25 protein-coding genes are annotated in these 25,587 nt (G+C 68.7%); 7 read left to right on the forward strand and 18 right to left on the reverse strand.

The genetic code is table 11. The features are described 5' to 3' along the window. Positions 1–28: 28 nt before the first annotated feature. The 3 genes from ACWPXK_RS15515 to ACWPXK_RS15525 all read right to left on the reverse strand — a co-directional run bounded on the left by ACWPXK_RS15515 (position 29) and on the right by ACWPXK_RS15525 (position 5,873). The gene (locus ACWPXK_RS15515; RefSeq protein WP_454196812.1) at positions 29–1,657 is read right to left on the reverse strand and encodes a cutinase family protein; all 1,629 of its coding nucleotides are present in this window, start codon (positions 1,655–1,657) and stop codon (positions 29–31) included. 278 nt (positions 1,658–1,935) lie between these two features. Next, the gene (locus tag ACWPXK_RS15520) at positions 1,936–4,347 is read right to left on the reverse strand and encodes a RelA/SpoT family protein (protein ID WP_454196813.1); all 2,412 of its coding nucleotides are present in this window, start codon (positions 4,345–4,347) and stop codon (positions 1,936–1,938) included. Positions 4,348–4,895: 548 nt separating this feature from the next. Continuing rightward, positions 4,896–5,873, reverse strand: a complete 978-nt coding sequence (locus ACWPXK_RS15525; protein WP_454196814.1) for an alkaline phosphatase family protein — start codon at positions 5,871–5,873, stop codon at positions 4,896–4,898. A 221-nt stretch (positions 5,874–6,094) separates the two neighbouring features. Between ACWPXK_RS15525 and ACWPXK_RS15530 the strand changes: the two genes are divergently transcribed. Beyond that, positions 6,095–6,424, forward strand: coding sequence for a YnfA family protein (locus ACWPXK_RS15530; RefSeq protein ID WP_454196815.1), 330 nt, complete (start codon positions 6,095–6,097; stop codon positions 6,422–6,424). A 117-nt stretch (positions 6,425–6,541) separates the two neighbouring features. Here the strand turns inward: ACWPXK_RS15530 and ACWPXK_RS15535 are convergent, their stop codons facing one another. The 8 genes from ACWPXK_RS15535 to ACWPXK_RS15570 all read right to left on the reverse strand — a co-directional run bounded on the left by ACWPXK_RS15535 (position 6,542) and on the right by ACWPXK_RS15570 (position 16,634). Then, positions 6,542–7,168 carry an NUDIX hydrolase gene (locus ACWPXK_RS15535; RefSeq protein ID WP_454196816.1) on the reverse strand — a complete coding sequence of 209 codons (627 nt, stop codon included), beginning with the start codon at positions 7,166–7,168 and terminating at the stop codon, positions 6,542–6,544. Between the two features lie 228 nt (positions 7,169–7,396). Continuing rightward, positions 7,397–8,986: an ATP-binding cassette domain-containing protein gene (locus tag ACWPXK_RS15540; protein ID WP_454196817.1), complete on the reverse strand. Its 1,590-nt coding sequence runs from the start codon at positions 8,984–8,986 to the stop codon at positions 7,397–7,399. Positions 8,987–9,182: 196 nt separating this feature from the next. After that, positions 9,183–9,755, reverse strand: coding sequence for an adenine phosphoribosyltransferase (locus ACWPXK_RS15545; RefSeq protein WP_454196818.1), 573 nt, complete (start codon positions 9,753–9,755; stop codon positions 9,183–9,185). Positions 9,756–9,792: 37 nt separating this feature from the next. After that, positions 9,793–11,514: an ABC transporter substrate-binding protein gene (locus tag ACWPXK_RS15550; protein WP_454196819.1), complete on the reverse strand. Its 1,722-nt coding sequence runs from the start codon at positions 11,512–11,514 to the stop codon at positions 9,793–9,795. 22 nt (positions 11,515–11,536) lie between these two features. Beyond that, complete coding sequence (gene secF, locus ACWPXK_RS15555) at positions 11,537–12,772, reverse strand: protein translocase subunit SecF (protein ID WP_454196820.1); 1,236 nt, start codon at positions 12,770–12,772, stop codon at positions 11,537–11,539. Positions 12,773–12,779: 7 nt separating this feature from the next. Next, on the reverse strand, positions 12,780–14,453 hold the full coding sequence (secD, locus tag ACWPXK_RS15560) for a protein translocase subunit SecD (RefSeq protein WP_454196821.1): 1,674 nt from the start codon (positions 14,451–14,453) through the stop codon (positions 12,780–12,782). A 120-nt stretch (positions 14,454–14,573) separates the two neighbouring features. After that, the gene (gene yajC, locus ACWPXK_RS15565) at positions 14,574–14,939 is read right to left on the reverse strand and encodes a preprotein translocase subunit YajC (protein WP_454196822.1); all 366 of its coding nucleotides are present in this window, start codon (positions 14,937–14,939) and stop codon (positions 14,574–14,576) included. A 204-nt stretch (positions 14,940–15,143) separates the two neighbouring features. Continuing rightward, a complete protein-coding gene (locus tag ACWPXK_RS15570) occupies positions 15,144–16,634 on the reverse strand; it encodes a flavin-containing monooxygenase (protein ID WP_454196823.1) in 1,491 nt (496 codons plus the stop codon). A 36-nt stretch (positions 16,635–16,670) separates the two neighbouring features. Between ACWPXK_RS15570 and ACWPXK_RS15575 the strand changes: the two genes are divergently transcribed. Together ACWPXK_RS15575 and ACWPXK_RS15580 are read left to right on the forward strand one after the other, a co-directional pair. Beyond that, positions 16,671–17,336 carry a TetR/AcrR family transcriptional regulator gene (locus ACWPXK_RS15575; protein ID WP_454196824.1) on the forward strand — a complete coding sequence of 222 codons (666 nt, stop codon included), beginning with the start codon at positions 16,671–16,673 and terminating at the stop codon, positions 17,334–17,336. A 150-nt stretch (positions 17,337–17,486) separates the two neighbouring features. Beyond that, positions 17,487–18,050, forward strand: a complete 564-nt coding sequence (locus tag ACWPXK_RS15580) for a DivIVA domain-containing protein (protein WP_454196825.1) — start codon at positions 17,487–17,489, stop codon at positions 18,048–18,050. 49 nt (positions 18,051–18,099) lie between these two features. Here ACWPXK_RS15580 and ruvB read toward each other — a convergent pair whose 3' ends face one another. From ruvB to ACWPXK_RS15610, 6 genes are all read right to left on the reverse strand, one after another. Further along, complete coding sequence (gene ruvB / locus ACWPXK_RS15585; RefSeq protein ID WP_454196826.1) at positions 18,100–19,182, reverse strand: Holliday junction branch migration DNA helicase RuvB; 1,083 nt, start codon at positions 19,180–19,182, stop codon at positions 18,100–18,102. Positions 19,183–19,188: 6 nt separating this feature from the next. Continuing rightward, entirely contained in the window at positions 19,189–19,794 is a 606-nt protein-coding gene (ruvA, locus tag ACWPXK_RS15590; protein ID WP_454196827.1) for a Holliday junction branch migration protein RuvA, read from the reverse strand. Then, positions 19,791–20,360 (reverse strand): crossover junction endodeoxyribonuclease RuvC, encoded by a 570-nt coding sequence (ruvC, locus tag ACWPXK_RS15595; protein WP_454196828.1) that lies wholly within the window; start codon positions 20,358–20,360, stop codon positions 19,791–19,793. The genes ruvA and ruvC overlap by 4 nt, the downstream gene beginning before the upstream one ends. A gap of 83 nt (positions 20,361–20,443) precedes the next feature. Then, positions 20,444–20,896 carry an acyl-CoA thioesterase gene (locus ACWPXK_RS15600; protein ID WP_454196829.1) on the reverse strand — a complete coding sequence of 151 codons (453 nt, stop codon included), beginning with the start codon at positions 20,894–20,896 and terminating at the stop codon, positions 20,444–20,446. Positions 20,897–20,945: 49 nt separating this feature from the next. Continuing rightward, positions 20,946–21,461: an O-acetyl-ADP-ribose deacetylase gene (locus ACWPXK_RS15605; RefSeq protein WP_454196830.1), complete on the reverse strand. Its 516-nt coding sequence runs from the start codon at positions 21,459–21,461 to the stop codon at positions 20,946–20,948. 24 nt (positions 21,462–21,485) lie between these two features. Then, positions 21,486–22,472, reverse strand: a complete 987-nt coding sequence (locus ACWPXK_RS15610) for a GlxA family transcriptional regulator (RefSeq protein WP_454196831.1) — start codon at positions 22,470–22,472, stop codon at positions 21,486–21,488. A gap of 70 nt (positions 22,473–22,542) precedes the next feature. Between ACWPXK_RS15610 and ACWPXK_RS15615 the strand changes: the two genes are divergently transcribed. The 4 genes from ACWPXK_RS15615 to ACWPXK_RS15630 all read left to right on the forward strand — a co-directional run bounded on the left by ACWPXK_RS15615 (position 22,543) and on the right by ACWPXK_RS15630 (position 24,791). Beyond that, positions 22,543–23,505, forward strand: a complete 963-nt coding sequence (locus tag ACWPXK_RS15615; RefSeq protein ID WP_454196832.1) for an NADP-dependent oxidoreductase — start codon at positions 22,543–22,545, stop codon at positions 23,503–23,505. A 41-nt stretch (positions 23,506–23,546) separates the two neighbouring features. Then, positions 23,547–23,753 (forward strand): DUF5988 family protein, encoded by a 207-nt coding sequence (locus ACWPXK_RS15620; RefSeq protein WP_454196833.1) that lies wholly within the window; start codon positions 23,547–23,549, stop codon positions 23,751–23,753. A 112-nt stretch (positions 23,754–23,865) separates the two neighbouring features. Further along, the gene (locus ACWPXK_RS15625) at positions 23,866–24,291 is read left to right on the forward strand and encodes a metalloregulator ArsR/SmtB family transcription factor (protein WP_454196834.1); all 426 of its coding nucleotides are present in this window, start codon (positions 23,866–23,868) and stop codon (positions 24,289–24,291) included. Continuing rightward, positions 24,288–24,791: an SRPBCC family protein gene (locus ACWPXK_RS15630; protein WP_454196835.1), complete on the forward strand. Its 504-nt coding sequence runs from the start codon at positions 24,288–24,290 to the stop codon at positions 24,789–24,791. Before ACWPXK_RS15625 ends, ACWPXK_RS15630 begins: the two co-directional genes overlap by 4 nt. On the opposite strand, the gene ACWPXK_RS15635 is transcribed toward ACWPXK_RS15630, so the two are convergent. Next, entirely contained in the window at positions 24,788–25,540 is a 753-nt protein-coding gene (locus tag ACWPXK_RS15635; RefSeq protein ID WP_040780180.1) for a YebC/PmpR family DNA-binding transcriptional regulator, read from the reverse strand. The two genes, ACWPXK_RS15630 and ACWPXK_RS15635, sit on opposite strands and share 4 nt — an antisense overlap. Between the last annotated feature and the right edge of the window lie 47 nt (positions 25,541–25,587).

Genomic DNA, 25,587 nt, shown 5'->3' on the forward strand with positions numbered 1-25,587 from the left:
GTATCGCATCGTCGGACCCTCTCGGCGATCAGTTCGTGGAGAACGGGTAGGTGTTGGGTGTGCCGGGTCGGGCGGTGGGCGGAATCGATGTCACGCCGCCGGATGAGGCGCCATCGGCTCCTGTCCCGAACGGAAATTGTCCCGTACCGGACGAACTCGGCGTGGGCGACGCGCCGGAGCTGTCGCCGAAGAATCCGGTCGGCTGCTTCTCCAGCACCGCTCGCGGCCTGGCATTGCTGCCGAAAGCGTCGGCGATGTCGCGGGCGACGGCCGCGAACCACTCGGCGACGAAGTGTGTGGGAGCATCACCGTTCGCCGAGACGCTCGCACTGTTGTAGGCCGTGTGTCGCTGAATGGTGTCCCAGTAGCGTACCCACGTGGTGGTGTTCAGCAGCTCGCTGTTGTCCGTGATGTTCTGCACCACCGCGTCGAACGCCTGCGTGACCAACCGGGCACCGGTCGTCGGCGGAACAAGCTGCGGGATGGCGCCGAGCAGCTTCGCGCCGAGCGACAGCAGCGCGACGGGCGGATTGGACAGGCCCGCGGTGGCCAGTTCGGAGATGGCCGCCGGGTTGATGATCGTCCTGACCACCGTGACCACGGCGTTCAACCCGATCATGCCGATCTTCAGCATGGCCTGGAGCGCGCCGGGCAGATCCAGAGGGGTGCGCGGATCCGAGGCGTCGGCCAGACGCTGCGAGATCGACTTCTTCGGCGAGATCGATAGGGTCGCCAGCGAATTGCCCTGTACGTCCTCGTTGACCACCTCGGTTGCGGTCTTGATCGAGCTGAACGCCAGCGCCTGCGCGATCGACACCAGCGACGCGATCGGGTCGCCGCCGCTGAGCTTGGATTGGCCGACGAGATTGGCGACGGCCTTCAGGACGGGGGCGCCGTCCGGGGCGTCGCAGGCCAGATCGCCCGCCGCGCAGAAGCTCGCCACGCGACCGGTGAGCGCCCCGAAGTTGGCGGCTTTGTCCCGTTCCGGTCCGATGCCGCCGCCGCTGGCCGGCGTCTGCGGAAGCGCCGCGAGGGACGCGAGCCGATCGCCCGAGGTTCCCGGCGCGGCGTCCGGCGTCGCCTTGCCGGGTGCGCCGGGGAACAGCGGCGCGCCAGGGTTGCGGGTCGGGTCGCCGAACAAGGCCACCGCGGCGACCTTCTCGGCGGGCAGCACGCCCTTGCCGTGGCCGATCTCCTGGGCGAACACCGACGCGACATGGGCGCCCTGTGAGTAGCCGACTATCGCGAAGCGGGTGTTGGGGCAGGTGTCGGCGACGGTCGCGGCCATGGTCCGCAAACGGGCGAGGCCGCCGGCCACCGATTCCGAGTACGGCGCCGCGCCACCGGCTGTCGCACCGCCGAAGCCGGATTCGTATGGCACGTAGGCGCGGTCGACCAGACCGCTGTCGGGCGCTTTGGCCAGCATCGGCCGGAAGACCGTCGAGAGCATGCCGGTGTCGGTACTGGGTGCCGCGTCCGGCGAGGACTCACCGGTGCCCTGAATTCCCAAGGCGTACAAGGCGGGACAGGTCGCGATCGAGATGTTCGTGGAAGGACCGGCGGGATTCGGCGGCTGCGCCGCGGCGACTCCGGCGGTCGCCACAGCCACGGCGAATGCGACCAGCATCCCCGAGAGTCGTGCCGTGTATCCAGTCATAGCGATCCGCAATCAAGTCGTTTGCCGAACTACCCTCAACGCCATGAAACGCCATAGACCGTAACAGATTCCGGCTATTACCGCCGCATCGACGTAAATCTTCCGCGAAACGCCGACCTGCACGCGACACGCCGTGGCGCGTACCGGGAGACGGCCCGGCAAGTTTCCGATGACCGGCAGCGTAGGACGACCCGGCGAAGCGGCCGACTACCGCCACGCGAAACCGCTTGGCGCATTAGCTAATTGACAGCAACAATTGGGAGAAGTGTGCGGAGTGGTCAGGCCGCGGACGTGACCCGATAGACGTCGTAGACGCCCTCGACGTTGCGCACCACATTCAGCAAGTGCCCCAGATGTTTCGGGTCGCCCATCTCGAAGGTGAACTTGCTGATCGCCACCCGGTCGCCGTGCGTGGCCACCGATGCGGACAGAATGTTCACCTTCTCGTCGGCCAGCACCTTCGTCACATCCGACAGCAGGCGGGTGCGATCCAGCGCCTCGATCTGGATGGCGACCAGGAACACCGAGGACGGCGACGGCGCCCAGGACACGTCGATGATGCGTTCGGCCTGATCACGCAGCGAACCGGCGTTGGTGCAGTCGGTGCGGTGCACGCTCACCGCGCCGCCGCGGGTCACGAAGCCCATGATCTCGTCACCGGGCACCGGGGTGCAGCATTTCGCCAGCTTGGCGACCGTGCCGGGCGCGCCGGGGATCAGCACGCCGGCGTCGCCGGTGACCCGCTGCCTGCTCGGCGTCGTCGACGGCGTGGAGCGCTCGGCCAGCTCGTTCTCCACGTCGCCGATGCCGCCGAGCTGGGCCATCAGCCGCTGCACCACGTGGTGCGCGGAAACCTGGTGCTCGCCGACCGCGGTGTAGAGCGTGGAAATGTCGCTGTAGTGCAGTTCATGGGCCACCGCGGTCATCGCGTCGACGCTCATCAACCGCTGCAGCGGCAGCCCGACACGGCGGACCTCCTTGGAGATCTGCTCCTTGCCGCTTTCCAGGGCCTCCTCGCGCCGCTCCTTGGCGAACCACTGGCGAATCTTTGCCTTGGCGCGTGGGGACACCACGAAGTTCTGCCAGTCGCGACTGGGTCCCGCGTTCTGCGCCTTGGAGGTGAACACCTCGACGACCTCGCCGTTCTCCAGCTGGCGCTCCAGCGCGACCAGGCGCCCGTTCACCCGGGCGCCGATGCAGCGGTGCCCGACCTCGGTGTGCACGGCGTAGGCGAAGTCGACCGGCGTCGACTTCTGCGGCAGCGTGATCACGTCGCCCTTCGGCGTGAAGACGAAGATCTCCGGCGACTTCAGGTCGAAGCGCAGCGACTCCAGGAACTCGGCCGGGTCGGCGGCCTCACGCTGCCAGTCCAGCAACTGCCGCATCCACGCCATGTCGTCGACCTCGGCGGTGTCGTTGGAGTGCTTGCCGCGGGTCTCCTTGTAGCGCCAGTGCGCGGCGATGCCGAACTCCGCGGTGCGGTGCATGTCCTGGGTGCGAATCTGCACTTCCAGCGGCTTGCCGTCCGGCCCGACCACCGTGGTGTGCAGGGACTGGTAGACGCCGTAACGCGGCTGGGCGATGTAGTCCTTGAACCGGCCCGCCATAGGCTGCCACAGCGAGTGCACGACGCCGACGGCCGCGTAGCAGTCGCGCACCTCGTCGCAGAGGATGCGGATGCCGACCAGGTCGTGGATGTCGTCGAAGTCCTTACCCTTGACGATCATCTTCTGATAGATCGACCAGTAGTGCTTCGGGCGGCCCTCGACGATCGCGTTGATGCGGGAGGCGGCCAGCGTGTTGACGATCTCGGCGCGCACCCTCGCCAGGTAGGTGTCGCGGGAGGGCGCGCGGTCGGCGACCAGACGGACGATCTCGTCGTATTTCTTCGGATGCAGGATCGCGAAGGCGAGGTCCTCCAGCTCCCACTTCACCGTCGCCATGCCGAGGCGATGGGCAAGCGGCGCAATGACTTCCAAGGTCTCCTTGGCCTTCTTGGCCTGCTTCTCCGGCGGCAGGAAACGCATGGTGCGCATGTTGTGCAGCCGGTCGGCCACCTTGATCACCAGCACGCGCGGGTCGCGCGCCATCGCGATGATCATCTTGCGGATGGTCTCCGCCTCGGCGGCCGCGCCCAGGTTGACCTTGTCCAGTTTGGTGACGCCGTCGACCAGGTGGGCGACCTCGGAGCCGAAATCCTGGGTGAGCTGCTCCAGGCTGTAGCCGGTGTCCTCCACGGTGTCGTGCAGCAGCGCGGCCACCAGCGTGGTGGTGTCCATGCCCAGCTCGGCCAGGATGTTGGCCACGGCGAGCGGATGGGTGATGTAGGGGTCGCCGGATTTGCGGAACTGATGCTTGTGCCGCTCGTCGGCCACGTCGAACGCGCGCTGCAGCAGCGTGAGGTTCGCTTTCGGGTAGAGCTCGCGGTGCACGGTGGCCAGCGGTTCCAACACCGGTTTGACCGCCGCGATACCGCGCTGACCGGTCATGCGGCGGGCCAGGCGCGCACGCACCCGGCGTGAAGCCGAGGTCGGGACGGCCGCGGTAGTGCCGGGCTGACGCGCGGGTGACGCGTTCACGGCTGCCGGTTGCTTCGCGGGCTGCTCGGCGTCGGAGGCGTGCGCGGCACCGTTCGACTGCGGGCCCGATGTCGATTGCTCGACCTTCGCCTCGCCCAGATGCTGAGTCATGCCACCACCTCTCCGCGCCTCGATCGGAACACCCTATCCGACCGGTGCAACCTCCCGGACCACCACTTTAGTCCGGCCGAAGCACGCACGTCCCGCCCAGCTGACGCGGGATGCCCGCGGCGGTCTCCGGACCACTGGCGGACACGCTGTCCGAGCAGGTCAGGCGGTCCTCGCAACCGTCACGTAACAGACACGCCCGGGCCGCCCGCCCGGCGTGTGCGCCGCGACCGCGGCTGTTCGACCACCCGCTCTACCAGCACGAACAGGATTTTCGCCGGTGACATGTCGCCGCGTGCGTCAGCAGTCGCCGCTCCACGTCCCGGTCCGGGCGTCGAGGGCGGTCAGCGCCCGGTTCGTGCCGGGAGGCGGCATGGGCGCGGTTCGCCCAACGCGGCGCGCCGGAGGCGAGCCGTGCGCCGGACGTGCCGACCATGTGCCGCCGAACATCCGAGGCGGAGCGCGCCCACGGCGGCCTGGGCGATCCCGCCGCTCCCAGGACGGCGCTGTCGCTCAGCATTGACCTGGTGCGCGACCGGTCGGTGGTGTGCTCAGCGAACCGCGGCGGGCTCGGGTTCGGTCGATGGTGACCGGGTAGGTGCGGGGTCGGGCCGGAGGGAGCGGCCGTCGAGGTCGGAGGGCGGGGCGACGTCGAAGATGTCGAGCACCGTCGGGGTGATGTCGACCAGGGTGGCTCGGGTGCTGGTGGTGCCGGACCGGAAATCGGGGCCGCGGGCGATGACGAAATTGGTGGTCTCATCCGGTGATTGGCCGCCGTGCCCGCCTTTCGGCGTGTGACCGTGATCGGCCGTGACGAGTATGGTCCACCGCTCGGCGGGGTGCGCGGCGGCGCGGGCGTCGACGGCGGCGACGATGTGGCCCACCAGGGCGTCTATGCGCGTCACGGCGTCGAGGTAGGCGCGTGACGCGCCGCCGGACTCGTGACCGGCGCGGTCCACTTGGTCCAGGTGCGTGAAGACCAGGTCGGGCGCGAACTTGCCGATGGCGCCGGCCACGGCGGCGGCGGTGGCGGCATCGGTGCTGGACTCGTCCGGATCGTCCGGCGCGGGTGCGGTGGAGACCACCACGTCGGCGCGCGGGTTGCCGCTGCCCGCCATGGTGGCGATCTGGTCCCAGGTCGCGATCGAGTGGGTCTTCAGTCCGGGGCGGGCGCGTTCGAGCTGGGTGAAGACCGTCGGATACCGCGCGAACGGCGCGGCGGTGAACTGGTTGTTCGTGATGCCGTGCTTACGGTCCCACACCCCGGTCAGCACGCTGGCCCACGACGGGCCGGAGATGGTGATGTGCGGGGCGATCGAGGAGCGGCTCAGCAGGCCTTCGCCGCTCAGCCGCAAGAGATTCGGCGCCTGCGCCTGCTCGATCTTGCTGTACATCAGCCCGTCCAGTCCGATCACGACGACCTTGGCCACCGGCGCCTCCGCACCGCCGACTCCCGCCGCGACGGACATCGGAAGGACCGTAGCCGCCAGGACGGCAACAGCTTTCGACAGCAGCTGCGTTCGGCTCATACCGCGAACCATGCGGGTCCGACCCGGGTGCGGGATAGCCGATCGCGCGAGTGTTCATGGACGTTTCATCGGCGACCCAACCGCCCGTTGCCCCACTGAACATCCCCGAAACATGGCATAGCGGAAAGCTATATCCAAGGCTCCCCGTGAGTGTCTCACCCGTGAACGCCGGATTTCCGACACGCGACCGGCTCGGCCGCCGGGTAGGTACCGTACCCGCCATGACGGTCGCCCGCTCACTGCTCCTGTTCGCCCTCGCCGCGCTGGCCGAGATCGGCGGTGCCTGGCTGGTCTGGCAGGGCTGGCGCGAGCAGCGGGGTGTCGTCTGGATCGCCGCGGGTGTCCTCGCCCTCGGCGCCTACGGCTTCGTCGCCACCTTTCAGCCGGATCCGAACTTCGGCCGCGTCCTCGCCGCCTACGGCGGTGTCTTCGTCGCTGGATCGCTGGCCTGGGGCGTGCTCGTGGACAAGTTCCACCCGGACCGCTGGGACTACCTCGGCGCGGTCGTCTGTCTCGCCGGTGTCGCCGTCATCATGTACGCGCCACGCTGACCGTGTCGCTGCGACCGTCGGCCGACCGACGGTGGCGCCGGGAGTACATGTCGGCTTGCAAAACCAATCGGAATACCTGCGGCACGCCCGCGGGGTAGGCGATGGCGGCCCAGCCGTTCACTCTTCCGCGCCGAATGCCCAGACTGCGGCCGGTCGCCCGGTCGCTTTGACGCGACGCCGCTCAGTGGTGCGCGCCAGCCCCGGGATCGCCGCCAGGGTGCGGTTGAGGTTGGCGGCGTCGGGCCGCGCGCCCGACAGCGCCGTGGCGGCCTCGACCGCCCTGGTCGCCGGGAACTCCTCGCCGAGCAGGGCCCGGGTGAAAGTCAGGTCTTTCCACAGCAACCGCGTCAGCAGACGGCGGGCCACCTCGACGATGCGGTTGTGGTCGAACGCCAATTCGGGTATCTCCTCGAACTCGACCCACCGCGCCGGTCCCTCGTGCGGCCCTACCACTGCCCACATCGCGATGGAGAGCGTCGGCCCACGCGGATCACGGTTCGGCTCGTCGAAGGTGACCAACTGTCCGACCGCGGCGATCGCGGCCTCCGGGACGCCCAGCTTCACGCAGACCGCCCGCCGCGCCGCGGCCGCCAGCCGCTCCCCTCGCCCGAGCAGCACGCCGGGCAACGCCAACTCCCCCGCGTACGGCTCCATCGCCCGAGGCGAGACCCCGATCCGCACTGCGCCGTCCTCGTCCCAGAACCGCACCGCCACGACATCCACCGAAACCACGGATTGCTCCACGCCGATCCATCCTGCCCGACGACCCGCACACCACGCGGACCCGTCTCGCGACTCGCCCGAACGGTGCCCGCGCGCGGATTCACCGGCGGCGAGCAGCATCGTGCGCAGGCGGTGACCCGGCCCGAAGACGCAGGCACGAAGAACTGGGTACGCCCGGTTCTTCGTGCCGCCTTGCACCGGACAACGCTGATGGCTCGGGGAGCGCCTCGCGTCGATCCCGACTCGCCCCTAGGTCAGCAGCGTCTCTACCAAGCCGTCGGCGGTGAGCTCCAGCCGCCGGGTCACCCCGATGTCGTCGAGGAAGCGCGGATCGTGACTGACCACGATCAGCGCGCCCTCGAAGCCCGCCAGCGCCTGGGTGAGGTGCTCCAGACTGGGCAGGTCGAGGTTGTTGGTCGGCTCGTCCAGCAGCAGCAGCTTCGGTGCCGGGTCGGCCAGCAGCAGCATGGCCAGCGCGGCGCGCAACCGTTCGCCGCCGGACAGCGCCGCGGCGGCGACCTCCGCGTCCGCGCCGCGGAACAGGAAGCGGGCCAGCTGGGCCCGGATCCGTTCCGCGGACGCGTGCGGCGCCGTCGACGCGACGTTCTCGAACACCGATCGCCCCTCGTCGAACACGTCCAGCCGCTGCGGCAGCATGCGCCACGGGACTTTCGGGCCCTGCTGCGCTATGCGGCGCAGCAGCGTCGTCTTGCCGACACCATTGCGGCCGGTCAGCGCGATCCGCTCCGGGCCGGACACCCGCAACGACACCGTCGGGCCGCAGGCCAGCTCCACCCGATCCAGCTCGATCACGTCCTGGCCCGGATACAGGCGCGTGTCCGGCAGGTCCACCCGGATCTCCCGGTCGTCACGCAACAACTCCCTCGCCTGCTCGAGCTGATCCTTGGCGGTGTCCAGCTTCTCGATGTGGTTGTTGCGCAGCTTGCCCGCCGACACCTGCGCCTGCCGTTTGCGTTCGCCCATCACGATTTTCGGCTCCCGCTTCTGGTCCCACATCTTCTGCCCGTAGCGCAGTCGGCGATCGAGTTTGATGCGTGCCTCGACGAGCTCTCGCGCCTGCTTGCGCACGTCGCTGCGCGCGTCCCGGATCGCCGCGCGGGCGGCTTCCTGCTCCGCGGCGATGATGCGCTCGTACTCGCTGAAATTCCCGCCGAACAACCGCAATTCGCCGTTGCGCAGCTCCGCGATGGCCGACATCCGTTCCAGCAGCTCACGGTCGTGGCTGACCGTGAGCACCGTGCCGGAGAACTGCCCGACCACCTCGTAGAGCCGTGCGCGGGCCACGTGGTCCAGGTTGTTCGTCGGTTCGTCCAGCAGCAGGACATCGGGCTCGGCGAGCAGCTCGGCGACCAGCCCGAGCAGGACCGTCTCGCCACCGGAGAGGGTGTCGAGCATGCGATCGAGCTGCTGCGCCGAGTCGGCGACGTAGTGCAGACCGAGCCTGGCCAGTAGTGCCAGCGCCCGTTCCTCGACGTCCCAGTGATTGCCGACAACGTCGAAGTCGGTTTCGCTGCCAGCGCCGGATTCGATGCGATGCAACGCTTTTCGAATCTCCGCGATGCCGAGCACGGTGTCCACTCGCTGCCCGGCGGCCAGACCGAGGTCCTGGCGCAGATACCCGAGATGCCCGGTCACCGTGATGGACCCGCGCGCGGGCTTCAGCTGACCGGTGATCAACCGCAGGAGAGTGGACTTGCCCGCACCGTTTCCGCCGACCAGGCCGATGTGGCCGGGACCGAGGACGGCGTCGAGCCCGTCGAAGACGGGGCTGCCGTCCGGCCAGGAGAACGTGAGATCGGAAAAAGACAGATTGGTCATGCCAACTCCCAGAGGTTGCGACGGATACGCGGTGCGCGAATGCGGACCGCCCGAGTGGCTACCTCAGATGAGCAACGGCATGACTCCGATCAACGGGAACAAGACCTGTCTAGGTTAAACACAGTTTCGGCGGATGCGCCAGTGAAATTCCGATCACATCGATCCGCTTGTCGCGCAGGTCTGCCCGGTCGTAGCGCTAGACCTGCACGATGGAGGTCAGCGAGTAGTCACCCTGCCGTTCGCGGCCGCCGAGGAAGGCGAGTTCCAGCACCACCGCCGCGGCGACGACCTCGGCCCCCGCCTGCTTGAACAGCTCGGCCGCGGCGGCGAGGGTGCCTCCGGTGGCGAGAACGTCGTCGAGCAGCAGAATGCGGCGACCCCGCAGCTCGACGCCGTTCGCGGGGATCTCCAACGCGGCCGTGCCGTACTCGAGGGTGAATTCCCGGCTGATCACCGGCGGCGGCAACTTGCCCGCCTTGCGGACCGCGAGTACCCCGGTGCCGAGGCTCGCCGCGACACCGGCTCCCAGCAGGAAACCGCGGGCGTCGATGCCGGCCACGAGATCGGCGTCGGGAGCGCACGCGGCCAAGCAGTCGATCACCGCACGGAATCCCTCGGCGTCGGCGAACACCGGGGTCAGATCCGCGAAACGCACGCCGGCCGTGGGAAAGTCGTCGTGCCAGCGGGTCAGACGATCGACCACCTCGGCGGCTTTGGTGGTCCGTTCGGCGGCTACGTCGTCGGATTCGATCGCCGCGTGCTTGCTCATCGACACCTCTCCATGATCACATCACCCACACCGTCTGTCACCGCTCGAGCACCCACCGGTCCATGTTCCAGCCCGACCCGGCCTGGGTGGGGGCGGCTATTCCGTTGCGCAGCCCCTTGCCGAAGGCGATCGTGCGCGGGGTGGCGAACAACGGGATGCTCGGCAGCTCCGCCCACAGCAGGTTCTCGGCCTCGGTGAGCAGATTCAGCTGTGCGGCCGAGTTGTTGTCCGCCGCAAGCTGATCGGTGATCGCATCGTAACGGCCGTTGCCGAACCGTCCGACATTGAGCCCGTTACCGGTGCGCAACGCGCTGGTCGCGGCCACCGCCTCGATCGAGCCGGACGGACCGGGCGCCGAAGCGGTGCCGCCGAGGACCGCGTCGACCTTGCCCTCGGTGAGCCGTGACGGGGTGAAATCGGGCGCACCGGCGTCCACCACGGTGATACCCGCCGGTTTGCAGGCGTCGGCGATCATCGCGACGGTCTGTGCGCGGCGGTCGTCCGGACCCAGGTAGCCGATGCGGACGGTCGGGTTCGGCGCACCGGATGCGGTGACCGCCTTGGTCGCATTCGCCACATCGCCGCCGGAGTACTTCTCCGCCGCACCGATGACCGCCGGATAGAACAGCGAATCCTGCTGGACGATATGCGCGTTCAGCGGGCCGGAGCCGAGGCCGGACTTCGGCGCGTCCGGGACCTTGCCGAGTTTGTCGAACAGAGTCTGCCGCGGCAGGCACAGCGCGAACGCCCGGCGCGCCTGCACCGAGGCGAACACTCCACCGGTCGACAGCGCCAACTGCTCGGCCCCGCGTCCGGGTACGGTGTGCACCGAAAAGCCGTTCAGGTTCAGGTCTTTCACCGAACCGGTGCCGATGTCGACCACGCCGACGGCGTTCTGGCCGATCTTCTGCTTCAGGTCGAAGGTCTTGGGCCACACCACGATACGTCCGGTCGCGGGCTTGTTGCCCCACCAGCGCTCGTTGGCGACCAGCACCAAACCCTCTTCCCTGCTGAAGGATTCGATGCGATAGGGCCCCGACGACGGAAATCGGGCCGGATCGAGCGAACCGTCGGCCGGGATGGTCCAGCCGGTGTTCCAGAACTCCGCGAGCCTGCCGACGGCGTTCGGATCACCGGCCTGCAACGCCGACACCACGTTGGGCACGTTCGCCGCCCGGGCCGCGACGTGCGCGGGCATCAACTCGCCCGCCGCGAACAGAGTGCGCCACGGCAGGTAATGCCGGCCGGGACGGAAGACCACCGTGGCATCCCGCGAGCCGGGCTGGCACTCGACCCGCTCGATGTCGTCGTAACCGGCGGTGCTCGCGGCGTCGAAGAGTGGAACCGGCCCTCGGTCACCGGGTTTGGTGAACCGCCCGCTGCGGGCGGCCCAGGCCAGCACCAGGTCGTCGCACGAGGTCGGCACGCCGTCGGAGTACACCCCGTCGGGGTTCAGGCGGTACTGGATGGTCTGCGACTCGCCGGGCACCTCCTTGGCGGTGCCCAGGTCGGTATCGGCGACCTGCTGACCGTCCGGACCGGTGTAGAAGAACCCGGTGAGCACCCGGGAGAACACCGCGGTGGAGCCGGAACTCGCGCCGAGGGTGCTGCCGCCGTTGTAGCTGGCGATGGTGGCGTCGGTGGCGTAGCCGATCGACGGCACCTGGCTCTTACTGGAGCAGCCCGCCACCAACCCGGCGGCCAGCGTGCCCGCGGCGAGTGCCCCGATCAGTCGTACCGCCGTGCATGGCTGTCGCATGAAACCCCCTGCCTCGTGGTGGTCAGTGCCGCCTCTTGTGCCGCTTTCCGCTCGGTCGCGCACCCGGCCGCGGCGCCTGCCCGGCCGGACGCTGTCTGCGCGGCGTCTCCTCGAAGTTCCGGCCCGCCGCCGTGCTCGCCCTGCGCTCGGCCGCGACGCCCGCGCGGGCACTGGCCGCCCCGGCGCGCTTGGCCAAGACCTTCTTCGTGTGCGCCGCAACCGGTCCCCGGCGCTCCTTGATCGACACCAGCAGCGGCGTGGCGAAGAAGATCGAGGAGTACGTGCCGACCAGCAGGCCGACCAGCTGCACCAGCGCCAGGTCCTTGAGCGTACCGACGCCGAGCATCCAGACCGCGATGACCATCAGGCCGACGATCGGCAGAATACCGATCAGCGCGGTGTTGATCGAGCGCATCAGCGTCTGGTTCACCGCGAGATTGGCCTGCTCGCCGTAGGTGCGCCTGGTCAGGTGCAGGATGCCGCGGGTGTTCTCCTCGACTTTGTCGAACACGACCACCGAGTCGTAGAGCGAGAAGCCGAGAATGGTCAGGATGCCGATCACCGTCGCCGGGGTGACCTCGAATCCGACGAGCGAGTACACGCCCGCGGTGACGGCGACGTCGAAGGCCAGCGCGGCCAGCGCGGCGAGGGCCATGTGCGGCTCGAAGCGGACCGCGATGTAGACCGCGACGAGCACGAGGAACACCGCCAGCGCGATGAGCGCCTTGCGGGTGATCTGGCTGCCCCAGGTCTCGCTGACGTCGGAGGTGCTGATCGCGGCCAGGCTCGGTTTGCCGCTGGAGTCCTTCGGCTGGAACTCGGCGAACAGCGCGTTGTTCAGCGCCTCCACTTGCTGCTGGTTCAGCGCCTCGGAACGGATCAGCATGGTGGCCGCGCCGCCGGTGCCCACGGTCTGCACCGAGACCGGGTCGGCGCCGATCGCTCCGCGGTAGACGTCCTCGACCTCGCTGGTGGTCGCGTTCCCCGCCGGGAACTGGATGCGCGAGCCGCCCTCGAAGTCGATGCCGAAGTTGAAGCCGCGGAAGATCATGCTGGCCAAGGAGATCAGCACGATGACGGCGGTGATGAGGTACCACATCCGCCGCTTGCCGATGACGTCGACCGCGCCGGTTCCGGTGTAGAGGCGGTTGAAGAAGCCGTGCTCGGGCGGCTGCGGCTCGGTGACCGCCTCGAACACGTCGGTGATCTCGGCCGCGTTCGCCTTGTCGAGCGACCGGGTGGTGTGACTGTTGGTCATCGCGTCCTCACGCCTTCCCGAGGGCGGCTTCGGCCGCCTTCCGCTCGCGGGCGATCTGCTGGATCGCGCCGAGGCCGTTCACCGACGGTTTGGACCAGAACGCCGTCCGCGAGGCGAGCAGCACCAGCGGCGAGGTCACCATGAACACCACGACGACGTCGAGGATGGTGGTGAGGCCGAGGGTGAACGCGAAGCCCTTCACCTGTCCGACGGCCAGGATGTAGAGCACGGCCGCGGCGAGGAAGCTGACCGCGTTGCCGGACAGGATGGTCCGGCGGGCGCGCTGCCAGCCGCGCGGCGCGGCGGAACGGAAGCTGCGACCCTCGCGCATCTCGTCCTTGATGCGCTCGAAGAACACCACGAACGAGTCGGCGGTCATGCCGATACCGATGATCAGACCGGCGATGCCGGCGAGGTCGAGCGTGAAGCCGATCCAGCGGCCGAGCAGCACCATGATGCCGTAGACCGCCAAGCCGGACGTCAGCAGGGACAAACCGGTGAGCAACCCCAGCATGCGGTAGTAGGCGAGGCAGTAGAGCAACACCACCGCCAAGCCGATCGCACCGGCGAGCAGGCCCGCCTTCAGCGAGGACAAGCCGAGTGTCGCCGACACCGTCTCGGCCTCCGAGGTCTGGAACGACAGCGGCAGCGAACCGTACTTCAGCGTGTTGGCCAGCTCCTTGGCGCTCGTCGCGGTGAAGTTGCCCGAGATCTGGGTGCGGCCGCCCTGCTGCGGTCCCTGTTGCACGACCGGCGCGCTGACCACCTTGGAGTCGAGCACGAAAGCGACCCGCTTGTAGACGTATTCGCCGGTGAGCGCGGCCCACGCGTCGCTGCCGCCGGACTTGAAGTCCAGATAGACCTCATGCCTGGCCTGCTGCTGGTTCAGCCCCGAGGTGGCGTCCTTGATCTCCTGGCCGTCGATGCGGCTCTTGTCCAGCAGGAAGACCTCGGTGCCGTCGGTCGAGCAGGTCACCAGCGGAAGAGCAGGGTCGTCGTTGCCCGTGAGCGGATCGGCCTTCGCGCAGTCCAGCATGGCCATCGCGGCCTGCTGCACGGATGGGTCGGCGCTCTGCCGCAGCGCCTTCGCCGCCTGGATCTCCTTGGTGGCCGCTTCGGTGGGCGTCAGGTTCGGCTCGGACGGCGGCTGGGTCGGCGCTTGCGCGGGGAACACCCGCTGTTGCGGAGCGCCCTCGGCCTGGCCGCCGGGGGTGGCCTCCGCAGCCCCCGGCGTCGTGGGCTGGGCCGCGGGCGGGGCTTGCGTACCGGGTGCCGTCGGCGGTGTCGCACCGCGTCCCGCCGCGGGCACGGCCTGCAGCACCGGACGGATGTACAGCTTGGCCGTGGTCGCCAGCGCGCGCGCCTGCTGTCCGTCGTCGCCGGGCACGGTGATCACGATGTTGTCGCCGTCGATGACGACCTCGGACCCGGAGACGCCGAGCCCGTTGACTCGGTTCTCGATGATGTCCTGCGCCTTCTTCAGGCTGTCCTGGCTCGGTTTGCTGCCGTCCGGCGTGCGCGCGGACAGCGTGACCCGGGTACCACCCTGCAGGTCGATGCCGAGCTTGGGTGTCGGGGACTTGTCACCGGTGAAGAACACCAGCGCATAAACCACGGCCAGCAGCGCGGCATAGACGCCGAGCAGCCGCAGCGGGTGCGCCGATCCCTGGGAAGGTGGCACAGTAGGTCATCTCCTAGGCAGGAAGTCGAGGATGGAACAAGCGGGCATGCCCCAGCGACGCCGGGTGCGCGGACGGCAAGCCGCGGCGACATCCGGCGAGTTGCGGCAGGACCGGAAGAATCAGTCCTTGGTCAGCCGGGTCTCGGTCTGCTCGGTGGATTCCTCACCGGCGTCGGTCGCGTCCGGGCTCTCGGAGCTGGCATCCGAGCCGGTCTCCTCGGTGCTCACCGCGTCATCGGCGCGCACCTCGCGGATGGCCTGGCGCAGCCACGTGGTGACCACGTCCTCGGCGATCTCGAGGTCGACCGTGGTGTCGTCGAGCTCGACCACGGTGCCGTACAGACCCGACGTGGTGATGACCTGATCGCCGGTCTTCAGGTTGTCCTGCATGCTCGCGATCTTCTCGGCTTCCCGCTTCTGACGGCGGACACCGAGGAACATCGGCACGAGCAGGGCTACCAGTAGCAGCGGAAACAGCAGTTCCATCGTCGAAGTCAGTCCCTAGTGTCGTGGGTGGGATGGACAGGTACCCACACAGTCTGCCAGTTCGTTGCGCGGGTGCCACACCCGCACACCCGCTGGGCAGCTACAACGGCTTCGTCACGAACCGGAACAACCCGGTCCCCGACCCGCCGCCGCGACACGCGGACGGCGGGCGACGCCGTTGTGACACAGGCGACGAGACGCGGCTCAGGCGGTCTTGCCGTAGACGTAATCGTCCAGCGGGAAGCTCACCGCCTCGCGATGCGCGTTGAGCGTGCTGGTCGGACGCAGCAGGGCGGCCTCGCCGTGCGGGTTGAAGTAGTAGCTGCGCGCGGTGGCGCAGTCGCCGCCGTAGAAGACCGAGGAACCGAGCTTGGTGGTGACCCGGTCCAGGAACTCGGCGTTGGCCCGCTCGGTGACCTCGAAGGTGGTCTCGCCGCGGCGGCGCAGCTCGCCGAACAGCCTGCCCATGTGCTTCATCTGCGCCTCGATGGTGGTGAAGTAGGACAGGCCGCTGTAGGAGTACGGGCTGTTGAGGCTGAGGAAGTTCGGGAACTTCGGCACAGTGATGCCCTCGTAGGCCTGGAAACGGTTGTCCCGCCAGAACTTTCCGAGGTTCACTCCGTCGCGGCCGATGATCTCGATGGCCGGGAAGTTCACGTCCCACAAGTTGAAGCCGGTGGCCAGGATCAGCGTGTCGATCTCGGTCTTGTGCCCGTCGGCGGTGACGATGCCGTCGGGCTCGATGTGGTCGATCGAGTTCGTCTCCAGCCGCACGTGCGGTTGATTGAACGTGGTGAAGTAGTGGTTGGAGAAGGTGGGCCGCTTGCATCCGAAGTCGTAGTGCGGCGTGAGCCGCCTGCGCGTCTCCTTGTCCCGCACCGACGCCCGCAGATGCGCCTTGGCCAGCACACCAGCGCTCTTGTTCATCAGTTTGGCCTGCTTGAAGTGCAGCACGCCCACCACCATCAGCGCCTCGAGCAGGCTGGTGTTGATCAGTCGCGCGGCCTTCTGCGTCGCGGGGACCCGCTCGAACAGCTTCCGCACCGGCGCGGGGATGGCGGTGTCGATCTTCGGGACCACCCAGATCGGGGTGCGCTGGAAGACGGTGAGCTCCTGCGCCTTCTTGGCGACCTCGGGCACCAGCTGCACCGCGGTGGCACCGGTGCCGATGATCGCTGCCTTGCGGCCGGTGAGGTCGAAGCCGTCCTCCCACGCGGTGGTGTGGATGATCTTGCCCGAGAACGACTCGATGCCGGGGAACGGCGGCGTGTAGGGCTGGGACAGGAACCCGGTCGCGGTGAGCAGGTATCGGCCGGTGACGGTTTCCCCGCCCGCGATCGAGACCACCCACTGCTCGTGTTCGGAGTCCCAGCGCGCGCCGTCGACGACGGTACGGAAGCGCATCCGGCGGCGCAGGCCGTACTTGTCGGCGATGTGCTCGGCGTATTTCTTCAGCTCCGCGCCGGGTGCGAACAGCCGCGACCAATGCGGGTTGGGCTCGAACGAGTAGGAGTAGGTGACCGAGGCGATGTCGACCGCGAGCCCGGGGTAGTGGTTGACGTGCCAGGTGCCGCCGAGATCGTCCTCGCGTTCGAGGATGACGTAATTACTCAAACCGAGCCGGTCGAGCTGAATGCCCGCCCCCATTCCCCCGAACCCCGCACCGACCACGACCGCGTCGTATTGAGGCGCCACGCCGAACCTCCTGCTATCTGAACCGCTTATCAGGGAATGACATATCATTCCGTTTCGGACGACTGTATCATCGGCCTGGTGACGAAGCCACCCACGCGTGCCGAGCGACGCAAGGCCGAACTGCGCCAGGAGATCATCGACACGGCCTTCGTCTGTTTCGCGGAGAAGGGCTATCACGCCACCGGCATCGCCGACATCGCAGGCCAGCTGGGCATCGGGCACGGCACCTTCTACCGCTACTTCAGCAATAAGCGCGACATCATCGACCACGTCATCGACGATCTGTCCGCGCGCATCATCGCCGCCCTCGGCATCGAGAACGCCCCGGACGCCGCCAGCACGCTGGACGAGTACCGCGCCCAGATCGACCGCATCGGCGTCGCTCTCACCGAGATCCTGCTCGCCGATCGCCGGGTGGCCCAGCTGCTGCTGTTTCACGCCACCGGCATCGACGACGAGCTCACCCAGCGGTTGTACGGCCTGCTCGACACCGCCGACGCGCTGACCGCAGGCTATCTCGACCACGGTGTCGAACTCGGCTACCTGCGTGCGGACCTGGACACCGCCAACACCGCGCGGGCGGTCACCGGCATGCTGATCGCCGGCATCGTGTATTCGCTGCGCGAACCCGACGAAGCCTCGATCACCCGGCTGAACGAAGCGATCCGCCGCCTGCTCGTCGACGGCGTCCGCAAGGACTGAGCAACGTGCCAATCCCCCTGACCGGACCGTTGGCGCTAGGGTGAGGCGCACCGATCCGACGTTTCACCAGAGGGACGGCCGTTGTTCGCAAAAGGCCAGGAGAGTCCGAAATTTCGCTTTCGAGCGGCGCAGCGCACCCCGCCTGACAGAATGTCGCCCGTGACCCCCGAGGATGTGCTCCGGACCCGTTTCGCGACCCCACCACTCGGGCATCGCGGCTACCGTGCGAACGAGGTGGACGCCTTCCTCGAACTCGTCGCCGCGACCCTGGCCGGACGTGGCGCGCTCACCGCCGACGATCTGCGGCACATCAGCTTCGACGCGCCGCGGCTCGGCGAGCGCGGCTACCGCGCCGACCAGGTGGACGAGTACCTCGACCAGATCCAGGTCGAGCTCGAGTTCCGCCAGCGCGGCGACCGGCCGGTGCCGGCGGCCAACGGCAACGGACACACCCTGCTCACCCCCGACGACGTGCACCGGATGCGATTCACCCATGCTCCCGTCGGGCGGCGCGGTTACAACGAGGAAGAGGTCGGCGCGTTCCTCGACTTGGTCGCCGCGACCCTCGCGCACGGCGGGCCGGGCAGCCTCACCATCGACGACGTTCGCGCCGTCCGATTCACCGAGGCCCGCCTCGGCGCCCGCGGCTACCAACGCGACGAGGTCGACGCATTCCTCGATCTGGTCGCCGCCGCCTTGCGCAACCGCCGCTGACCACTCGCGCGTGCCCGCTCGCGTCAGGCGCGAACAGCGGTGCCCCGAGTCATTCGAAAAGGTCGAGGGTGGGGTGCGGCTCGCGGCCGCGGACTTCGATCGAGCCGAAGACCAAGTCGGGGGGAGCAACCAGGCCGAGATGCTCCCACGCCGCCGCCGTGGCGACGCGGCCGCGCGGGGTACGCGCGATCATGCCCGCGCGCACCAGGAAGGGTTCGCACACTTCCTCGACAGTGGCGGCCTCCTCGCCGACCGCGACCGCCAGGGTGGACACGCCCACGGGGCCGCCGCCGAAACTGCGGACCAGCGCGCCGAGCACCGCGCGGTCCAGGCGGTCCAGGCCCAGTACGTCCACGTCGTAGACCTCCAGTGCGGCCTGCGCGATGGGACGGGTGATCCAGCCGTCGGCGCGCACCTCCGCGTAGTCGCGCACCCGGCGCAGCAGACGATTGGCGATCCGGGGTGTGCCGCGCGAGCGGCCCGCGATCTCGGCGGCCGCGTCCTCCTCGATGCCGACGCCGAGGATGTGGGCCGAACGCTGCAGAATGCGTAGCAGTTCGCCGGGCTCGTAGAAGTCCATGTGCCCGGTGAACCCGAAGCGATCGCGCAGCGGGCCGGTCAGCGCTCCTGACCTCGTGGTGGCGCCGACCAGGGTGAACGGCGCGATATCGAGGGGAATCGAGGTCGCGCCGGGACCTTTGCCGACGACCACGTCGACCCGGAAGTCCTCCATCGCCAGATACAGCATCTCTTCGGCGGGCCGGGCCATGCGGTGGATCTCGTCGATGAACAACACGTCGCCTTCGACGAGGTTGCTGAGCATGGCCGCGAGGTCGCCGGCCCGTTCCAGCGCGGGTCCCGAGGTGATCCGCAGTGCGGTGCCGAGTTCCGCGGCGATGATCATCGCCATGCTGGTCTTGCCGAGTCCCGGCGGACCGGACAGCAGGACGTGATCCGGTGTGCCGCCGCGCTGTTTGGCGCCGCGCAAGACCAGTGCGAGCTGTTCGCGAACCCGGGGTTGACCGATGAAGTCGTCCAGCGACTTCGGGCGCAGGCTCGCCTCGACCTCCCCGTCGGATGTCAGATAGCGCGGGCTGACCTGGGATTCGGTGGGTTCCTCTGGATAATCCATGACGCCTTACCGGTTCTTGCCGAGCAGGCCGAGCGCGGCTCGCAGGGCGCCGGACGTATCGGCGGCAGGCTGGTCGGCCAGCACCGCGTCCACTGCCTGCTCGGCCTGCTTGGCGGCGAAGCCGAGGCCGATGAGCGCCTCGACGACTTGATCGCGCACCGGCGTGAGCACCGCGGCCGGCGTCGATCCGGGCGGACCGGATGGCACCGGAACGAGATTCACCTTGTCGCGCAGTTCGACCACCATGCGCTCGGCGCCGCGCTTGCCGATGCCGGGCACCCTGGTCAGCGCTGCCACGTTGCTTTCGGCGAGCGCCTTGCGCAACGCCTCGGGCTCGAGCACGGCCAACACCGCCATCGCGAGACGAGGGCCGACGCCGGAGACCGTTTGCAGCAAGCCGAACAGGTCGCGGGCCTCGGTGTCGGCGAAACCGTAGAGCGTCATCGAGTCCTCGCGAACGATCATCGCGGTGTAGAGCCTGGTTTCCGCACCACGGGTGAGCCCGGCCAGCGTGGCGGGAGTGGCGTTGAGCCGGTAGCCGACCCCGCTCGCCTCGATCACCGCGTGGTCGAGGGCGATCTCCAGCACTTCACCGCGAACCGACGCGATCACCTGTGCACCGCCTTCCGTTGTTCGGCCAGCCGTTCCCGGTATCGTCGCTGCGCCGCGGCCGCCTTGGCCTCGGCCTGCGCCATCCGCTCCAGCAGCGGCGCCCGCCAACAATGGCAGATGGCCAGCGCGAGCGCATCCGCCGCATCCGCTGGCTTGGGGGCGGCCGGCAAGCCGAGGATGCGGGTGACCATGGCGGTCACCTGCTTCTTGTCGGCGGTGCCGTTACCGGTGACCGCCGCTTTCACCTCGCTCGGGGTGTGGAAGGCGACCGGGATCCCGCGTCGCGCCGCGGCCAGCGCGATCACTCCGCCCGCCTGTGCGGTACCCATGGCGGTACGGACATTGTGCCGGGCGAAGACACGTTCGATCGCCACGGCTCCTGGCTGGTGGACGTCCATCCAGTGTTCGGCGGCATCGGCGACCGCGAGCAGGCGCTGGGCCAGATCCATGTCGGCGGGAGTGCGGACCACGCCGACATCCAGGGCGGTGACCTTCCGCCCCGACCCGCCCTCGACAATGCTGAGGCCGCACCGGGTGAGTCCGGGGTCGACGCCCATCACCCGCACGACAACCCCTCTCGCAGACGCGAACAACTGTTCGAGAGTCTAGCGGAGGCTTGATCTTTCGCCGACCAGCGACACGACCGGCTCTACCCGCCGAGTGCCGCGATATCTCGCAGCGCATTCGGCAGCCCGAGCAATTCGGGACGGCTCGCCCGTGTCGCCCACTGTCGCGCGGGATCGGCGACCAGGCGCCGCGCTGCCAAGTCGAGCAGACCGCTGACATTGGTCACCGTCGCGGCGACAACCCCGTCGCTGCGCGTGAGAACGTGCTCGACCCGATAGGTCTTGCCCTCGCCCCACTGCCAGGTACAGGACACGTCCACGGCGTCGCCGCCGCGTAATTCGCGCTGGAAACGAAGCACGGTCTCCAGATTGACGGGCCCGAGCCCTGCCGCGATCAGCTCGTCGACGGAAACGCCCGCCGCTTGGACACACGCGAAACGCGCGTGGTCGGCGAACTGATGGTAGGCCGCGCCGGTGACGTGCAATTGCGGATCCAGATCGGTTACGCGGACTTCGATACGGGTACTGAACGACACGGGCCCGACTATGCCAGCGGGCACCGACAAGTTCGGATCAGTCGCGGTGTCAGGCTTCGGAGACCCGCTCCGCGAACGCCGCGTAAGCCGACTCGCCGAAGAGAACGAACCGGACTTGCGCCACCCCTGTCTCGGTCGCACGCACCGTCTCGACGGCTATCCGGGCACCGTCATCCATGGGCCAGCCGTAAATGCCGGTGGAGATGGCCGGGAACGCGACCGTTCGAGCTCCCAATTCATCCGCCACGCGCAAGGACTCGCGATAACAGGAAGCCAGCAGCGCGGAGCGGTCCTCAGCCGCCGACCATACGGGGCCGACCGTGTGGATCACCCAGCGAGCGGGCAAGCGACCGGCCGTGGTGGCGACCGCCGCGCCGGTCGGCAGTCCGGCGCGGTACCGAGAAGCACGCAGTCGGCGACATTCGGCCACGATCTCGGGGCCGCCGCGCCGATGGATCGCACCGTCGACTCCCCCGCCTCCGAGCAGCGCCGAGTTCGCCGCGTTGACCACCGCGTCGACCTCCTGCTCGGTGATGTCGCCGCGCACGAGCACCAGTTCGGCCATGTCCGTATTCTGCCCGTCCCCGAGTCAGGCCACCGTTCGCCGCGTCGCGGCGGCCTCCGCACGGAACGTGCGCCGATAAGTCTGCGGTGCGACGCCGATCGACTCGACCAGATGCTGTCGCAGCGAGGTACCGGTGGCGAATCCGACCTCGCCCGCGATCCGGTCGACGGTCAGGTCGGTGGTCTCCAGCAGATGCCTGGCGCGGAAGACTCGCTGCTGGATCAGCCACCGGCCCGGACTCATGCCCACCTCGTCGCGAAAGCGGCGGGCGAAGGTGCGCTTGCTCATCCGGGCGCGTTCGGCCAGCTCCTCGACGGTGAGCGGGGACCGCAGGTTCTCCAAGGCCCACTGCCGGGCCGCCGCGGTCCCGGCCGACGTCGCGGGCGGAACCGGCTGCTCGATGTACTGCGCCTGACCGCCGTCGCGCCACGGCGGGACGACGCAGCGGCGCGCGACCGCGTTCGCTACCGCGCTGCCGTGGTCGCGGCGCACCAGGTGCAAACACACATCGAGCCCCGCCGCAGCGCCCGCCGAGGTGAGGACGTCCCCGTCGTCGACGTACAGCACGTCCGGGTCGAGGCGAACGCTCGGGAAGGTGCGGCGGAACCGTTCGGCCTGATTCCAGTGCGTAGTGGCCGGGCGACCGTCGAGCAGCCCCGCGGCGGCGGCGATGTAAGCGCCGGTGCAGATCGCGACGATCCTCGCGCCGGGCCGGATCCGAGCGAACGCGTCGAGCACCGGCTGCGGCAGCGTGCCGGACAAGGTCATCGAGATATCGCAGGCGGGCAGCACGACCGTCTCGGCGGCCTCCAGCGCGCGGCTGTCGTGCGCCACGGCGATCGCGAAATCCGCGGCACTGCGCACCGGGCCTCCGTCGATCGAGCAGGTGGTCACCTCGTATCTGCCTGCGGCGCTGCCGAATACCCGATTCGGGATGCCGAGTTCGAAGGGGTACACCCCGTCCAATGCCAGCACCACCACTCGATGGGGTGCGGCTTCATCCGCCAGCATGGCACGATCATATCGAAGAATGGCAATCGTGCCATTTCCCTCGGCGGGCGGGCCCGGCAGGCTGGCAGCCATGACCGATATCGACAGCACCGCGACCATGCGCGCGATCAGCCAGCACATCCTCGGCGGCCCCGAGGTGCTCACCGAAGCGCAACTCCCCCAACCGGTTCCCGGCCCGGGCCAGATCCTCGTCCGGGTGCGCGCCGCCGGACTCAATCCGACCGACTGGCTCCACCGCGCAGTCGCGGGACTGTTCCTGCCCGAGCCGCCGTTCGTGCTCGGCTGGGACGTCTCCGGCGAGGTGGCCGCCGTCGGCATCGGCGTGACCCTGTTCCGTCCCGGCGACGAGGTCTTCGGCATGCTTCCCTACCCGGGCGGCCACGGCGCCTGCGCGGAATACACCGTCGGCCCCGCCCGCGCTTTCGCACGCAAACCGGCCGTGCTCGACCACACGCAGGCCGCGGCCATCCCGCTCGCCGCGCTCACCGCGTGGCAGGCGTTGGTCGACACCGCCCAGTTGGGCGCGGGACAGCGCGTGCTGATCCACGCGGCCGCGGGCGGCGTCGGCCACTTCGCGGTGCAGATCGCCAAGGCCCGCGGCGCGTACGTCATCGGCACCGCCAGCGCGCCCAATCACGCGTTCCTGCGCGGGATCGGCGCCGACGAAGTCATCGACTACCGCAGCACCGACATTGCCGAGGCGGTCGGTGATGTCGACGTCGTGCTGGACTCGATCGATGACGACAACAGCATTCGCTCGCTGCGCACCCTGCGACCCGGCGGGCTACTGGTGACGTTGCGCGCCATGGGCCCGCGCGACCTCGCGGCCGAGGCGGAGGCACTCGGTGTCCGGGCGGTCCGGATGCTGGTGGAACACGACCACGCGGGCATGGCCGCGCTGGCCGGACTCGTCGAGTCCGGAGCCCTCCGCCCGACGATCGCCGGAACCTTCCCACTGATGGAGGCGGCCAAAGCGCACACCTTGGGCGATACCGGGCGAACCGTAGGCAAATTGGTACTCACCGTGCCCTGAATCTGCCACGATCCGGACCGTCTCGCTTCTACCATCCGAGGATGAGCAATGCGGTCAAGGCTTTCCTCGAGGGTGGGCCGGAAGGCTTGCCCCAGCGTATCGTGCCGATCACCCCGCCGGGGGTCGAGCTGAAGGTCCCCTACCGGGGCGGATACGAACATTTCAAGGTCACCCCGCGGCACCTGGTCACGCCCGAAGGGGAACTGCCCGTGTACGAGTGGTGGGAACGCACCGAGATCGCGGAGTAGACCACAAGCCTTTCCCGCCGGCGGCGTGCCGCGCCGACCGGCGGTGAAGTGCTGATCGCCTGCATCGCACACCGCTGGACAGAAGCGTAACCAAGCAGTTACGCTTTTGTCCGTGGACGAGGTGGCAGGAGCGATCGCCGATCCGGTTCGACGGGAAATCATGGAGTTGCTGCTCGGCGCCCGGCGCACCGCCGGTGAGATCGCCGGGCATTTCGCCATCAGCCGTCCTGCCGTCAGCCGACACCTGCGTGTGCTGCGCGAAAGCGGACTGGTGCGTGACGAACTGGTCGGCAGGCAGCGTTTCTACGTGCTCGACACCGGACCGCTGGCCGCACTCACCGAGTGGCTCACGCGCTTCGACCAGCCGACGGACTGGGCACACCACCTCGACGCACTCGAGACCGAGGTCTACCGGACCAGGCGCGAGCGCCGTTCCGGCGACCAAGACGGAGAACACGGCGTGAGCGGTCCGGCCCGGAAGGCGACAGCGCGGGATGACCGCGCGGCACCCGCTCATGCCAGAAAGGACACCGCATGACCAAGCGACCCACCGGACGGCTCTTCCCCGCAGGCACGGGCAAGGATCTGGTATTGGTCCGCACCTACCGCGCCCCGATCGAGGACGTATGGGCCAGCGTCACCGAATCCGACCGCACCGCACGCTGGTTCGGCCCGTGGGAAGGCGAGGCGGCACCGGGACGAACGATCAAGGTGCAGATGGCTTTCGAAGATGAGCAGCCGTGGATGGAGTTGCACATCGACGCATGCGAACCGCCGCACCGGCTGGCCGTGTCGGCGATCGACGAGCACGGTTCCTGGCGGCTGGATCTGATGCTGAGCGAGTCGGCGGGCACCACCGAGCTGCGCTTCACCCATCACCTGCTCACCGACACCGAGATCGCCCAGCTTCCGCAGGTCGGCCCCGGCTGGGAGTACTACCTGGACATGCTCGGGGCGGCCCGTGCGCAGACCGACCGCCCCGATTTCGACGCGTACTACCCCGCCATGCAGGAGTACTACGCGCGGCTGATCGACTAGTCGTCGAGTTCGGCGAGCACCTCGTCCGGGATGTCGACGTTGGTGTAGACGTTCTGCACGTCATCGCTGTCTTCGAGGGCATCGACCAGCTTGATCACCTTGCGGGCGCCGTCGGCGTCCACCGCGACCGACACCGAGGGCTGGAAACCGGACTCGGCGGAGTCGTAGTCGATCCCGGCGCTCTGCAGCGCGGTGCGCACGGCGATCAGATCGCCGGGCTCGCTGATGATCTCGAACGATTCGCCGAGGTCGTTGACCTCTTCCGCCCCCGCGTCGAGCACGGCCAGCAGCACGTCGTCCTCGGACAGACCGTTCTTCTCCAAGGTGACGATGCCCTTGCGGTGGAACAGGTAGGCCACCGAGCCCGGGTCGGCCATGTTGCCGCCGTTGCGGGTCATCGCGACCCGGACCTCGCCCGCGGCACGATTGCGGTTGTCGGTGAGGCACTCGATCAGCACGGCGACACCGTTGGGTCCGTAGCCCTCGTACATGATCGTCTGCCAGTCGGCGCCGCCGGCCTCCTCGCCGCCGCCGCGCTTGCGGGCGCGCTCGATGTTGTCGTTGGGTACCGACGACTTCTTCGCCTTCTGGATGGCGTCGTACAGCGTCGGGTTGCCATCCGGGTCACCACCACCGGTCCGGGCCGCCACCTCGATGTTCTTGATCAGCTTCGCGAACAGCTTGCCGCGCTTCGCGTCGATCGCAGCCTTCTTGTGCTTGGTGGTGGCCCATTTGGAGTGGCCGCTCATTCCCTACTTCCTTCAGGTCGATGGCACGTCTGGTGGTGTGTACCGTA

It is taken from the genome of Nocardia sp. Marseille-Q1738 (assembly GCF_965283145.1).

What these genes read in the sequence shown, in the direction of transcription:
- ACWPXK_RS15530 (WP_454196815.1), top strand. Translation starts at nt 6,095, where the DNA reads ATGACGGTCGCCCGCTCACTGCTCCTGTTCGCCCTCGCCGCGCTGGCC.
- ACWPXK_RS15610 (WP_454196831.1), bottom strand. Translation starts at nt 22,472, where the DNA reads ATGCTGGCGGATGAAGCCGCACCCCATCGAGTGGTGGTGCTGGCATTG.
- ACWPXK_RS15620 (WP_454196833.1), top strand. Translation starts at nt 23,547, where the DNA reads ATGAGCAATGCGGTCAAGGCTTTCCTCGAGGGTGGGCCGGAAGGCTTG.
- ACWPXK_RS15550 (WP_454196819.1), bottom strand. Translation starts at nt 11,514, where the DNA reads ATGCGACAGCCATGCACGGCGGTACGACTGATCGGGGCACTCGCCGCG.
- ACWPXK_RS15545 (WP_454196818.1), bottom strand. Translation starts at nt 9,755, where the DNA reads ATGAGCAAGCACGCGGCGATCGAATCCGACGACGTAGCCGCCGAACGG.
- ACWPXK_RS15515 (WP_454196812.1), bottom strand. Translation starts at nt 1,657, where the DNA reads ATGACTGGATACACGGCACGACTCTCGGGGATGCTGGTCGCATTCGCC.
- secF (WP_454196820.1), bottom strand. Translation starts at nt 12,772, where the DNA reads ATGACCAACAGTCACACCACCCGGTCGCTCGACAAGGCGAACGCGGCC.
- ACWPXK_RS15525 (WP_454196814.1), bottom strand. Translation starts at nt 5,873, where the DNA reads ATGAGCCGAACGCAGCTGCTGTCGAAAGCTGTTGCCGTCCTGGCGGCT.
- ACWPXK_RS15635 (WP_040780180.1), bottom strand. Translation starts at nt 25,540, where the DNA reads ATGAGCGGCCACTCCAAATGGGCCACCACCAAGCACAAGAAGGCTGCG.
- ACWPXK_RS15575 (WP_454196824.1), top strand. Translation starts at nt 16,671, where the DNA reads ATGACATATCATTCCGTTTCGGACGACTGTATCATCGGCCTGGTGACG.
- ACWPXK_RS15605 (WP_454196830.1), bottom strand. Translation starts at nt 21,461, where the DNA reads ATGGCCGAACTGGTGCTCGTGCGCGGCGACATCACCGAGCAGGAGGTC.
- ACWPXK_RS15580 (WP_454196825.1), top strand. Translation starts at nt 17,487, where the DNA reads ATGTCGCCCGTGACCCCCGAGGATGTGCTCCGGACCCGTTTCGCGACC.
- ACWPXK_RS15615 (WP_454196832.1), top strand. Translation starts at nt 22,543, where the DNA reads ATGACCGATATCGACAGCACCGCGACCATGCGCGCGATCAGCCAGCAC.
- ruvB (WP_454196826.1), bottom strand. Translation starts at nt 19,182, where the DNA reads ATGGATTATCCAGAGGAACCCACCGAATCCCAGGTCAGCCCGCGCTAT.
- ACWPXK_RS15520 (WP_454196813.1), bottom strand. Translation starts at nt 4,347, where the DNA reads ATGACTCAGCATCTGGGCGAGGCGAAGGTCGAGCAATCGACATCGGGC.
- yajC (WP_454196822.1), bottom strand. Translation starts at nt 14,939, where the DNA reads ATGGAACTGCTGTTTCCGCTGCTACTGGTAGCCCTGCTCGTGCCGATG.
- ACWPXK_RS15540 (WP_454196817.1), bottom strand. Translation starts at nt 8,986, where the DNA reads ATGACCAATCTGTCTTTTTCCGATCTCACGTTCTCCTGGCCGGACGGC.
- ACWPXK_RS15630 (WP_454196835.1), top strand. Translation starts at nt 24,288, where the DNA reads ATGACCAAGCGACCCACCGGACGGCTCTTCCCCGCAGGCACGGGCAAG.